This window comes from Endozoicomonas atrinae, assembly GCF_001647025.1.
In the GTDB taxonomy this organism is placed as follows: Bacteria; Pseudomonadota; Gammaproteobacteria; order Pseudomonadales; family Endozoicomonadaceae; genus Endozoicomonas; species Endozoicomonas atrinae.
In genome coordinates this window covers 1-12,420 of the sequence record NZ_LUKQ02000041.1, presented here as the reverse complement: position 1 = coordinate 12,420, position 12,420 = coordinate 1, and the positions used below count along the sequence as shown (strand labels likewise).

8 protein-coding genes and 1 pseudogene are annotated in these 12,420 nt (G+C 48.6%); 6 read left to right on the top strand and 3 right to left on the bottom strand.

Features of this window, described 5'->3' with window-relative positions; translation table 11 throughout:
- The first annotated feature begins 77 nt into the window (after nucleotides 1–77).
- Both AK963_RS08115 and AK963_RS08110 read left to right on the top strand, forming a co-directional pair.
- Nucleotides 78–797, top strand: coding sequence for a nucleotide-binding protein (locus tag AK963_RS08115; protein WP_066014950.1), 720 nt, complete (start codon nucleotides 78–80; stop codon nucleotides 795–797).
- 195 nt (nucleotides 798–992) lie between these two features.
- Complete coding sequence (locus AK963_RS08110) at nucleotides 993–2,390, top strand: class II fumarate hydratase (protein ID WP_066014949.1); 1,398 nt, start codon at nucleotides 993–995, stop codon at nucleotides 2,388–2,390.
- Nucleotides 2,391–2,484: 94 nt separating this feature from the next.
- On the opposite strand, the gene AK963_RS08105 is transcribed toward AK963_RS08110, so the two are convergent.
- Nucleotides 2,485–3,135: a YdcF family protein gene (locus AK963_RS08105; protein ID WP_238593667.1), complete on the bottom strand. Its 651-nt coding sequence runs from the start codon at nucleotides 3,133–3,135 to the stop codon at nucleotides 2,485–2,487.
- A 163-nt stretch (nucleotides 3,136–3,298) separates the two neighbouring features.
- Here AK963_RS08105 and AK963_RS08100 point away from each other — a divergent pair, with 163 nt between their 5' ends.
- A complete protein-coding gene (locus tag AK963_RS08100; protein WP_238593666.1) occupies nucleotides 3,299–4,474 on the top strand; it encodes a cation:proton antiporter in 1,176 nt (391 codons plus the stop codon).
- 119 nt (nucleotides 4,475–4,593) lie between these two features.
- Here the strand turns inward: AK963_RS08100 and AK963_RS08095 are convergent, their stop codons facing one another.
- Complete coding sequence (locus AK963_RS08095; protein WP_175404472.1) at nucleotides 4,594–5,316, bottom strand: MliC family protein; 723 nt, start codon at nucleotides 5,314–5,316, stop codon at nucleotides 4,594–4,596.
- A 286-nt stretch (nucleotides 5,317–5,602) separates the two neighbouring features.
- On the opposite strand from AK963_RS08095, the gene AK963_RS08090 reads away from it, so the two are divergent.
- Entirely contained in the window at nucleotides 5,603–6,904 is a 1,302-nt protein-coding gene (locus AK963_RS08090) for an L-cysteine desulfidase family protein (protein WP_066014946.1), read from the top strand.
- 91 nt (nucleotides 6,905–6,995) lie between these two features.
- A pseudogene (locus tag AK963_RS08085) lies at nucleotides 6,996–7,379 on the top strand (RidA family protein).
- Between the two features lie 47 nt (nucleotides 7,380–7,426).
- Here AK963_RS08085 and AK963_RS08080 read toward each other — a convergent pair.
- Nucleotides 7,427–9,088 carry a putative transporter gene (locus AK963_RS08080; RefSeq protein WP_066014944.1) on the bottom strand — a complete coding sequence of 554 codons (1,662 nt, stop codon included), beginning with the start codon at nucleotides 9,086–9,088 and terminating at the stop codon, nucleotides 7,427–7,429.
- A gap of 277 nt (nucleotides 9,089–9,365) precedes the next feature.
- Here AK963_RS08080 and leuS point away from each other — a divergent pair, with 277 nt between their 5' ends.
- Complete coding sequence (gene leuS / locus AK963_RS08075; protein ID WP_066014978.1) at nucleotides 9,366–11,963, top strand: leucine--tRNA ligase; 2,598 nt, start codon at nucleotides 9,366–9,368, stop codon at nucleotides 11,961–11,963.
- Nucleotides 11,964–12,420: the final 457 nt, after the last annotated feature.

The following is a 12,420-nucleotide window of genomic DNA, read 5'->3' as shown; positions in this document are numbered from 1 at the left end:
CTTTCACTACCAATATTCACTAACCATTTGATTTTATTTTTCCAAAAAACCGGCTTTGATTTGCCAGAGATAAAACAATGAGAATACTGGTTATGAACTCTAAAGGTGGTGCGGGCAAGACCACACTGACCACCACCCTGATCAGTTACTACCTGTCTCGCGGGATGAAAACGGCATTGATCGATATGGATCCCCAGGGGTCCAGTGCATTCTGGGCAGAAAAACGGCAGGAGTCGCTGGGGAAACCTCAGGTCATTGAAGCCAGTAAAACAAAAACAGGCATGACCAATGTGTTTCAACGAAAGCCTGAAGCCGGTACCCAGGTGGTGGTTACAGATACACCTGCCGGGGTAAAAATATTAGAAAATATGGCTGAAATTCGTAAAAATGATGTGATATTAATTCCTGTTTTACCCTCATCCTTTGATATTAAAGCCGTCACGTTATTTATTGGCAGTTTACTGATCAACCTAAGAAGGCAGCGTGTAAACTGCAGGATCGCAGTGATCGCAAACCGCTGCCGCCTGAATACCAAAGCCTACGGAAGGCTGATGCTTTTTTTGAATTCTCTGGATATCCCGTTTATTGGAACAGTAAGAGACAGTCAAACCTATGTCCATGCATCAGAAAACGGTATTGGCATCTTTGATAAGCCAAATTTACTGCGTTATCGAAAAGAGCTTGAACAGTGGTATCCGATCATTCGATGGCTTAGAGAAATAGAGAGACAAAAAGACAGGATGACTTCTCACCCATCAGAGCAAAGGGGCTCAAAGGTGATACCTGAACCCGGCTGAGCCATTCATCAGTCAAATACTTTATACCTTATGGTTTCAAATTAGCTTCCCCTAACCCTCTGACTAAGCTCCTATACTTACTGGCTGAACTCCCGATATAAGACTTACCCAAACGAACAACCATCCCGAAAGCCATCAGAAGCCTCAGCTTGTCAGACACTCTATGAGGCTTTCTGCTTATTAAGGTCCCTGATCATGCCAGACAGAGCCCGGATCGAAAAAGACAGCCTTGGTGAAGTATCTGTACCTGTTGAAGCACTCTATGGAGCCCAGACACAGCGGGCCGTTAACAACTTCCATGTCAGCCACCAGCCGCTCCCACCTACGTTTATAAGGGCTATCGCACAGATAAAGCAGGCTGCAGCAAAAGCCAATCATGAACTGGGGCTGCTGTCCGAAGAGTTTGCCAATGCCACTGCCAGAGCCTGTGACCAGGTGATTCAGGGAAACTTTCCCGGAACCTATGATCAGCAGTTTCCGGTGGATATTTATCAGACCGGTTCCGGCACCAGCAGTAATATGAATGTGAACGAGGTTATTGCTCAGCTGGTTAAACGCAAGACGAACCTCGACATATCGCCCAATGACCACATCAATATGGGGCAAAGCAGTAACGATGTGATCCCCTCTGCCATCCATGTGGCAGCCTCAGAAATGGTAAAGCATCAGCTAATGCCTGCGGTGGACCATCTGTTGAAGATTCTGGACCAGCGGGAGCAGGAGCTCAGCGGTATCGTCAAAACCGGCAGGACTCATTTAATGGATGCCATGCCGCTGACCTTTGAGCAGGAAATCAGTGGCTGGAAAGCACTGGTTCTCCAGGACCGGCAACGTTTTCAACAAAGTACGGAAAGACTTAACCTTCTGGCCATCGGTGGCACTGCCGTGGGGACGGGTACCAATACTCACCAGGACTTTGCCATAAAAGTCTGTGAGCACCTGAACCAGACAACGGGTATCACCTTTAAACCCAGTGATAACTTCTTTGCATCGTTAAGCCTGCCATCAGCAGCACTTGAGCTTTCGTCAATATTAAAAAGCCTGGCAACCACATTAACCAAAGTGTCCAATGATCTCCGCTGGATGAACAGTGGGCCTCTGGCCGGGCTGGGAGAGATAGAGCTGACAGCTCTGCAACCCGGTTCAAGCATCATGCCGGGAAAAGTGAACCCGGTTATCTGTGAGTCAGTATTGATGGCTTCAGCCCAGATAACGGGCTTTGACACTGCAATCACCATTGGTGCCCAGTCCAGTAATTTTCAATTAAATACCATGCTACCCATGATAGGCAGTAATCTGATCAAAGGTATTACTCTGGCATCCAACAGCTGTCGACTACTGGCGGATAAAGCACTGGCTGACTTTAAAGTAAAACAAGAAAATGTAGACGAGTCGCTCTACAAAAACCCCATCCTGATTACTGCATTGAACCCGATAATTGGCTATATGAAAGCCGCTGAAATCGCCAAGCTGGCCTATGCAGAAAAGCGCTCAGTACTTGAGGTCGCAAAAGAGAAGACCAACCTGAGTGAGTCAGAACTTAAAAAGCTGCTGGATCCCATACTGCTAACAAAAGGCGGCTTAGCTGAGTGAAAGCTCTCTCTTATAAACAACAAAGTTCACGAAGAAAAAGACAGTCTTTCCTTTCTTCGTGAACTTTGTGATCTTCGTGGTTAAAAGCAACTCGTCAGTGACGATAGATCAGCCAATACCATAAATACCCTGCATACTCTCTGAAAGCACGTTCACTTTCACTCAAATAACGGGCACTGGGCAACCACCGGCTGATACGGAAAGTGTCTTTTGAAGCATCGGCCAGCATACCCGGTGCCGGAACCACATGAAAGCCGGCTCTTTCAAAGCTGAGAGCAGCCCTGGACATATGCCAGCCATGGGTCACGAGTAAAACAGACTGAATATCCTCAGGCAGCATTTCACGAGCATAAACCGCATTTTCCCAGGTTGTAGTACTTTGATCCTCCAACCACCGGGTTTCTACACCAAAATCACTTTTAAGGCTGTCTGCCATGATGACTGCCTCCGGCCGAAAACCACCGCCACTGACCATAACAGGAAGCTCAGTCTGACGACTCAACCATGCGCCATACCGAAGCCGTTCCAGAGTAAACATGGAAGGACGAAAGCCCGACATCTCCGGACTAAGACGAGGTAAACCTCCACCAAGAATCACAACGACCTGAGGCTTAACAGGCTGTGTCTGCTCTGGATTGAAGACCGGGTAACGCTCAAGGCTCTGAATAAGCAGCGATGCAACCGGCTGGGTAGAGAACAAATAAAGAATAGCCAGAACCAGCCAGGCAACCCATGACTTAAACATCAATCCCATTATGATCAGCCAAATCAGTAACATGAAAAATAAAAGAGTCCACTTGTTTTTTCTGAAAGACCCAATAGGCTCCCTACCTGAAAATCGGGCAATCCCAACCTGTTTGATCAACTATCCTGAAGAATCCCGTAGTTTCAACGATAAGGTTTACGCTGTGCAAGGACCGTTTGAGCATCTTGTTCTGGAAATGGCCGTCATATTTGGTGGTGCATCCTTACTGGGCACCCTGTTTGTCTGGCTGAAGCAGCCGATCATTCTTGCCTATATATGCCTTGGTATGCTGGTTGGCCCCTATGGCCTTAATGTGGTCATCAATGATGGGCATATCGAAGCAGTCTCTACCATGGGCATTATTCTGCTGATGTTTCTGCTTGGTCTGCACCTTCACCCAAGAAATCTGCTCAAACAATTGAAACAAACGGCACTGGTAACCTTTCTTTGCCTGAGTGCTATTGGAGTCATGGTCTGGGCTGTTCTTGTCCTTCTTTTTGGCTTTCCTCTGATAGAAGCGTTAATCGCAGGCCTGGCCCTTTCCTTTTCCAGTACGGTGCTCAGCTTAAAACTGATCCCGACCACAACATTGCACCACAAAAGAACCGGTGAAGTGATGATCAGCATCCTGCTGTTCGAAGATATTCTGGCCATTCTGACCATTCTTGTACTTTACAGCAGCAACGGAGGCGCTCATATCGACGCAATGTTACTGCCATTGAAAACCTGTGTATTTGCCCTGGGAGCCTGGTGTTTTGTCCGATATGTGTTGCTCCCTCTCATGGGGCGTTTCGATATTATTTCTGAGTATATATTTCTGGTGTCCCTGGGCTGGTGCCTCACTGCAGCTCAACTGGCCGAGTCTTTTGGCTTGTCCCATGAAATTGGTGCCTTTATCGCAGGAGTCAGTATTGCCACATCGCCTATTTCTCTGTTTATTGCTGAGGGTTTGAAACCATTAAGGGAGTTCTTTCTGATTCTGTTCTTTTTTTCGGTAGGTGCCCAGTTTGATCCGATTCTGAAAAGCCATTTGTTGATGGCCATTCTATTAACATCAGCGATCGTATTAATCACCAAACCCATATTGTTTAAGTACCTGTTGAAGCACTTGGCAGGAGAGCGAAATGATAATGCGGGAGAGATGGGATTACGTTTAGGCCAGAGCAGTGAGTTCTCACTACTACTGGCCTATGGCGCCATGACGGCAGGAAGAATTCAGCAGGAGACGGCATTACTGATCGAAGGGGCTGCAATCCTGACGTTTATCGTTTCCACTTACCTCGTGGTCTTCCGGTTGCCAACCCCGATATCACCCAGTAAAGAGTTGAGAAGTGATTGAGGCTCTGCTGAAGTTATTTTTTTAATGCTACAAAGTCACAGACACACTAAGAAGAACCTTAATCACTCAGTGCCTTTATATGCTGAATTACATTGCAGAACTTCTGCATCCCTACAGATTTAGTGCAGTGGCATACCACATCCCATGTAATGCCGACCATCAAACTGAACTGTCACAGTCGTTGGATAAGTCTCATCATCCGCCATGGTGTCATCACACCGCTTACCTTTCAGGGTAACAGTAAGAGCCCTCCCAGCAGCGCTGGTTTTATATTCTGTGGTGCGTGTTGCTGCATTGCTGACGGGCTCAGGTGCAGGAAAGACGTAACGGTCCTGGCCATAATTAGTGACAAACAAGATCTGCTCGCTGTTTCTGATCTCCAGAGTCCATCCGGGCTCATTCCCTACCGCCCTGAAATCAACACCTCTCAGCTTTGCATCTTCCCAGATGGACTGCTTTCTATTTACCTTGCACTGTTTGTACTCTTTTCCATTATATTCAAGTAGCGCTCCATCTTTTGAACTCCAGTAGGTGATCTTACCATCACTGAATTTTGCGCCGGATGCCGAGACCACAACCGGTAACTTAACAGTCTCTCCCGGTAGAAACACCCAGGCATTTGCGCCATTAGGGTCCCTCTCAATACTGGCAATGAATTGAAAGCCCTGTTCACAGTCATAAACAAGAGTCATCGCTTTTCGCTCATTGTTTGAAACAGCAGTGTCTGCAGGACCAGCTTTTTCTGCCTGTTTTTCAGCCAGGGAGGTACAACCTGTCAGCACTATTGAGCTCAATAGTGCGAGACCCACTGCAAACGTTGTTCTTTCAAAGAAACGGTTCATGCTCAACATACTCCGCAGTAAGGAATTTTCAGTACCAAAAAGAACCTGAGTTATTTATCGAATAATAGGGTGCCTTTAGCTATCAGGCAAAGACCTGAACTCTCTTGCCGTAATGGGGGATACTAAAAACAAGGCTGTCATGATGGACATCAAAAAACAGCCTCACCTCTTTCTATACAATCAGAACAAAATTTCTACACCTGCCTCATTTCTGCGGAAAATAACACTTTCAACACCCACAAAATGAGCGCCTTATTTTGCATCAGACGTATTAAAGGATCCTTACATGAGGCCTTCTGAAGGGTGGCGCCCTGAATGGGAACAGTACATCCAGATTTTACAGGACAACGTTATTCCATCCCTTGGCTGTACTGAACCCATATCCACAGCTTACGCAACCGCGCTGGCCGTTGAGCTGCTGAATGAATTGCCTGACCAGATTCAGGTATACGTCAGCGGAAATTTAATGAAAAACGGCATGGGCGTTGGCGTTCCGGGCACAGGAATGGTCGGGCTTCCTATCGCTGCGGCTGCAGGAGCTGTTGGTGGCGATCCTGGGGCAGGACTGGAAGTACTGAAAAACATTACTCCAGAGCATGTCAGTCGGGCAAAAATCATGCTAGATAGCGGTCAGGTCAGTGTCCAGATCAAGGAGGTTCCAGAAGTACTGTACAGTGAGGTCTTGGTTTCCAGGGGGGAACACCATGCTCGAGTCATTATTAAGGATCACCACACTCAGGTAGTTTTGAAAGAACTCGATGGGAAAACTGTTTTTTCTACCCAGGAAAAAAATGATGAATCCCATAATGACGCTTCTTCGGCAACATTATCGGTAGCCAGCATTTACAAGTTTGCCACTCAGGCTCCGTACGACAAAATTCGTTTTATTCTCGATGCTGCCTGTTTGAATCAAACCATATCCGCTGAAGGATTGAGTGGTAGTTATGGACTCAAAGTGGGCAGAACACTGCAACAGAATATTTCCCAGGGGCTGTTGTCTGAAGACCTGATCACCCTTGCCATGATGCGCTCATCGGCCGCTTCTGATGCACGAATGGATGGAGCCATGCTTCCCGCCATGAGTAATTCCGGCAGTGGTAACCAGGGAATCGCGGCTACCATGCCCGTGGTGGCGGTTGCTGACCATCTTGGATGCGATGAAGAAAAGCTGGCCAGGGCACTGATACTCAGCCATTTGATTGCCATTTATATCAAAACCCACCTGGATACCCTCTCCGCCATGTGCGGTGCCACGACGGCCGGAACTGGTGCCAGCTGTGGGATTACCTGGCTGCTCGGTGGCGAGCTTGAGCAGGTCGAATGCGCCATCTTTAATATGGTGGGTGATATTGCCGGTATTTTCTGTGACGGTGCAAAAGCCTGTTGCTCCATGAAAGTCTCCACCTCTGCCGGAGCCGCTGTGAAGGCATCCCTGATGGCCATCAATAATATTCGTGTTTCCGGGCAGGAAGGCATTATTGCCGGGAGTGTTGAGGAAACCATTGATAACCTTGGTCTTTTAGGTAATCAGGGAATGCGGGAAACCGACCGGATGATTTTGAAAATCATGACCTCAAAATCAGTCTGAATGTTTTCACCAACCGGTTGTCTGATAGAGTAAGGGTTAAATCACTCGACCACGTGTCAGACAACCATTCATTAACAAAAAGGAAGAAGTAATGGTTGAAGCAATCAATACAGAAAAAGCACCTGCGGCTATCGGTCCCTATGTACAGGCGGTAGATACCGGCTCTCTGGTATTTACCTCCGGTCAGCTGCCAATTGACCCGGCGACCGGAGAAATGCCTGAAGACGTTGCCGCACAAGCTCTGCAGTCTTTGAAAAATGTTCAGGCTATTATTGAAGCTTCCGGTCTGACCATGAACTCCGTGTTTAAAATGACGGTATTTGTGAAAGACCTGAATACCTTTGCCACCGTTAATTAAGTCTACCAGACGTTCTTTGACGATCTGGGTGCCGGTTATCCTGCCCGTTCCTGCGTAGAAGTCGCCCGCCTGCCGAAAGATGCACTGGTAGAAATTGAAGCTATTGCTCAGCGTTAATATTTTACTTCAAGCCTGTAATCATAATGGTTACAGGCTAATTCCTGTTAAACGATCCCCCATAGCAAGACCGCCAGTATCTGCGGTGAAAGAATTCTCAAACACATTACCAGAGGATAAACCGTAGCGTAAGATAGTGCTGCAGCTCCCGACTTTTCATGCAGGCTGTTGGCAAAAGCCAGTGCAGGAGGGTCGGTCATAGAACCCGCCAGCATGCCACAAATGCTCAGGTAGTTAAGCCCGCCAAACATACGACTGGTAATGCCTATCACCAGCAATGGAACCAGAGTGATCACTGCACCGTACATCATCCACTGAAGGCCATCCCCATTGACCAGAATATCGACAAAGTTTTCTCCGGACTTCAAACCAACCACCGCCAGAAACAGAACAATACCGATCTCCCGCAACGCCAGGTTGGCACTGGGCGGCATAAACCAATATAGACGTCCAATACTGCCTATTCGACCAAGGATCAACGCCACCAGCAGTGGTCCACCCGCCAGACCCAGCTTAAGTGCCGCTGGCAAGCCCGGGATATGCAGTGGAATAGAACCCAGCAGGATTCCCAGACCAATACCGATAAACACCGGCATCATTTGAACCTGCTGCAACTTCTGCTGAGCATTACCCACCTGGTTGGCAACGGCATCAATAGACTCAGGGCGACCTACAAGGTTCAGGATATCACCAAACTGCAACGTGGCATCCCGGTTCGGCACCAGTTCAACACCGGAGCGGTTCAGGCGTGAAACCACGACGTCATAGCGCTGTTTGAATTTAAGATCGATCAGCTTTTTGCCCAGTACCTTCTCGTTGGTTACCACAACCCGGGAGGTTCGCAGTTCGGTTCCCTTCGTCGTTAGAGAGGCATCCACCTCTTCCCCAAGAATAAGCCGGGCATTTTGCAATTTCTGTCGACTGCCAACCAGGTGGAGAATATCCCCCAGTTCCACGGTTGTATCACCTTTGGGAACAACCAGTTCCTCACTCCGTTTCAGTCGGGAACAGACCAGCTCTCCATCATTCAGCCCTGGAATATCCTGCAGCGCCAGACCATCAATATTCGGGTTTCGAATGGCGATATTGATGGTATAGAGGCTTTCCTTTCCTGAACCGGACACTTTCTCAAATTCTTCCGCTTCCTGGTTAACGTCTATCTTGAATAGCCGCCGGATAAACCACATGCTCAGCAGAATCCCACAGATACCAAACGGGTAAGCAACGGCGTACGCAGAACCTGGCAGTGCCAGCATGCTTTCTGGTGTCCCAAGCTCTGCCAGAATACCAGTGCCTGCCGCCAGAGAAGGTGTATTCGTCACAGCGCCCGAATAAACACCCAGCACAACGGGCAGGGGAACATCAAACATCAGGTGAAGTACGGTAGCGACCACACCACCCAGCAGTACCAGCCCTGCAGCAAAGGCATTCAACTTCAGACCACTGCTTTTCAATGATGAAAAGAAGCCGGGGCCCACCTGAATACCAATGGTGTAAACAAAAAGAATCAGGCCAAACTCTTTGATGTACTCCAGAGTGTGACTGTCCAGGTGGATATCCATCTGGTAGACAAAGTGCCCCACCAGAATGCCTCCAAACAGAACACCGCCTATGCCCATACCGATGCCGCGGATGCGCCAGTTGCCTATCCAAAGGCCCAGCACAGCCACCAGCGACAAGATCGATATGGATATCGCTATATCGCTCATTATGTTTTCCAGAAAGTGAGTATGAATTGATGATGAAGACCAAAAAAAGCATCATCACCTTACCAAATACTGACAATCAGGCCGGATGATATGGATCAATGCCGGACAACCTATGCGGATAAATCAACAGGAAAAGTGCAGTTGAGCAGGCAGTGTTGTATCCTAGCGGGTTATTAGTTTCCCTGACTCTTTGATTGGTTTTCATAAAGCTTTTCTCACTAGACTGCTTTCAAGAAAGCATCAAAGCGATCCTTTACATTAAGCCTGTTGAGCGATGATGGAAGAGCATTACCAACCGCATCAGATTGAGAGCGAAGCCCAGAAATTCTGGGAAGACAATGACAGCTTTGCTGTCACCGAAGATAACAGTAAAGAGAAGTATTACTGCCTCTCCATGTTCCCGTACCCCAGTGGTCGGCTGCACATGGGACACGTTCGTAACTACACCATTGGTGATGTGATTTCACGTTACCAGCGCATGCGGGGCAAAAATGTCCTGCAGCCCATGGGCTGGGATGCGTTTGGTCTGCCTGCAGAAAATGCGGCCATCAAAAACAAGACCGCACCAGCACCCTGGACCTACGAAAACATCGATTACATGAAAGGCCAGCTAAAGCGTCTGGGCTTTGGCTATGACTGGAACCGTGAGCTGGCGACCTGTAAACCGGACTACTACAAGTGGGAACAGTGGTTCTTCACTCAGCTCTACGAAAAAGGTCTGGTCTATAAAAAAATGGCCACCGTTAACTGGTGTCCAAACGACGCGACCGTACTGGCCAACGAGCAGGTTGAAGATGGCCGATGCTGGCGTTGTGACACCGTGGTTGAGCGCAAAGAGCTGCCACAGTGGTTTGTCAAAATCACAGCCTACGCGGATGAACTGCTGTCCGACCTCGACAAGCTCGAACACTGGCCAGAGCAGGTTAAGGCCATGCAGCGCAACTGGATCGGCCGTTCTGAAGGTGTACAGATGACCTTTAAGGTTGCCAACGCGCCTGAAGGTGCTCCTCAAGAGTTCAAGGTTTACACCACCCGCCCTGACACCCTGATGGGTGTGACCTACGTAGGCATTGCCTCAGAACACCCATTGGCCAAAGCTGCAGCGGTCAATAACCCTGCGCTTGACACATTTATTCAGGACTGCAAATCCAATGCGGTGACCGAAGCAGAGATGGCGACCATGGAGAAAGTGGGTGTCGATACTGGCATCCGCGCCATTCACCCAATTACGGGTCGTGAAGTGCCCGTATGGGCGGCCAACTTCGTACTGATGGATTACGGTACTGGTGCGGTCATGGCCGTTCCCGGCCATGACCAGCGTGACTATGAATTTGCCACTCGTTTTGGTCTGCCGATCGAACAGGTTATCGAACCTGCCAATAGCGAAGCGGTTGATCTCAGCGAAGCGGCGTTTACCGAAAAAGGTAAGCTGGTTAACTCTGGCGAGTTTGACGGCCTGACTTCAGAAGAGGCATTCAATGCCATTGCCGATCGGCTGATTGCTGAAGGCAAAGGTGAGCGCCAGGTGAATTATCGTCTCCGTGACTGGGGTGTGAGCCGTCAGCGTTACTGGGGAGCGCCAATCCCGATGCGCTACCTGGAAGACGGTACTGAAATTCCTGTTCCACTGGAAGACCTGCCGGTACTGCTGCCAGAAGACGTGGAAATGGATGGTGTTCAGTCTCCGATCAAAGCGGATCCAGAGTGGGCAAAAACCACCCACAACGGCCAGCCTGCCACCCGTGAAACCGATACTTTTGACACGTTCATGGAGTCCAGCTGGTACTACGCCCGTTACTGTTCGCCAAAGTCTGATGACCAGATGCTGAACCCTGAGCAGGCTAACTATTGGCTGCCTGTAGATCAGTACATCGGTGGTATCGAGCATGCAGTTATGCACCTGCTCTACTCCCGCTTCTATCACAAACTGCTTCGTGATGCGGGCCTGGTCGAAAGCGATGAACCATTCAAACGCCTGCTCTGCCAGGGCATGGTACTGGCTGACACCTTCTTCAAGGTTGACGAGAAAGGCGTTAAGCAGTGGATTGCCCCGACTGATGTCGACAGTGAGTTTGACGATAAAGGGCGCCTGGTTAAGGCTACCCTGAAAGAGACCGGTGACGTTGTTGAACATGCGGGCATGAGCAAGATGTCCAAATCCAAAAACAACGGTATCGACCCTCAGGACCTGATTGATCAGTACGGTGCCGACACTATCCGCCTGTACACCATGTTCGCAGCGCCACCCGAGCAAACGCTGGAGTGGTCCGAGAGTGCTGTCGAAGGTGCCAACCGGTTCCTGCGTCGCTTCTGGAAGCAGGCAGCAGAACATATTGCCAGTGGTGATGTAACTGCTCTTGATCTGAATGCTCTGACAAAAGAGCAAAAGGATCTGCGTCGCAAAGTGCATGAAACCATCAATAAGGTTTCGGATGACTGTGAGCGCCGCCTGACATTCAATACGGCAATTGCTGCAATCATGGAACTGAACAACGCAATCAACAAGTTCCAGGTGAGCACCGATCAGGACCGCGCGGTAATGCGTGAAGCCATTGAGGCAACCACGCTGATGCTGGCACCTATCGCACCTCACGCCATGCACAGCATCTGGAAGTCGTTGGGGCACTCTGAGTCCGTACTGGATGCTTCATGGCCAGTAGCTGACGAAGAAGCCCTGAAAAAAGATGCCATCACTCTGGTGGTTCAGGTCAATGGCAAGGTTCGTGCGAAACTGGAAGTTCCAGCAGGTCTGGATAAAGATGCCATTGAGAAGCTGGCTCTGGAGCACGATAACGTCACTAAGTTCACCGATGGTCTGACAGTCCGCAAGGTAATTGTGATTCCCGGCAAACTTGTGAATATTGTTGCTAACTAAACAATCTAAAAGCACCACATAGCAGAGATAACAGCAAGATCTGCTATGTGGTAGTTCATGTGAAGAAGTAACAACATATTTTACGGAGTTTCAGAGTCAGGCTCTTTAAGCTCACCTGATCTGGATAGGCTTTACCCTATCTTCGACACGTCTCAGATGATTATGTAAATTGAGTTTTTCAGCTTTGCATCTCTCATAACCATTTAGCCAGAGATTAAGCCTTAAACGCCCCATTTCCCTCAGCCTTGACTGAATAAAATAGCCATCCACTACTCTATCAACGTCATATCCTGAAAAAATACCGTCAATCCATCGTTCTTTTACATCCTTTTACGCCATGTGCGACTTTTAGGTTTGCATAAGGAGACATGACTGAACCTGCTTTCTGCTATTAAAAGCAGTAAAAAGCAAAAAAGAAGGTTTCAGTCATGCCCGTTGAAGAGTTTATCACTACAGT

Excerpts from the sequence above, each read along its gene's own strand:
- AK963_RS08115 (WP_066014950.1), top strand. The coding sequence starts at position 78 with ATGAGAATACTGGTTATGAACTCTAAAGGTGGTGCGGGCAAGACCACA.
- AK963_RS08110 (WP_066014949.1), top strand. The coding sequence starts at position 993 with ATGCCAGACAGAGCCCGGATCGAAAAAGACAGCCTTGGTGAAGTATCT.
- AK963_RS08105 (WP_238593667.1), bottom strand. The coding sequence starts at position 3,135 with ATGTTTAAGTCATGGGTTGCCTGGCTGGTTCTGGCTATTCTTTATTTG.
- AK963_RS08095 (WP_175404472.1), bottom strand. The coding sequence starts at position 5,316 with ATGAACCGTTTCTTTGAAAGAACAACGTTTGCAGTGGGTCTCGCACTA.
- AK963_RS08090 (WP_066014946.1), top strand. The coding sequence starts at position 5,603 with ATGAGGCCTTCTGAAGGGTGGCGCCCTGAATGGGAACAGTACATCCAG.
- AK963_RS08080 (WP_066014944.1), bottom strand. The coding sequence starts at position 9,088 with ATGAGCGATATAGCGATATCCATATCGATCTTGTCGCTGGTGGCTGTG.
- leuS (WP_066014978.1), top strand. The coding sequence starts at position 9,366 with ATGGAAGAGCATTACCAACCGCATCAGATTGAGAGCGAAGCCCAGAAA.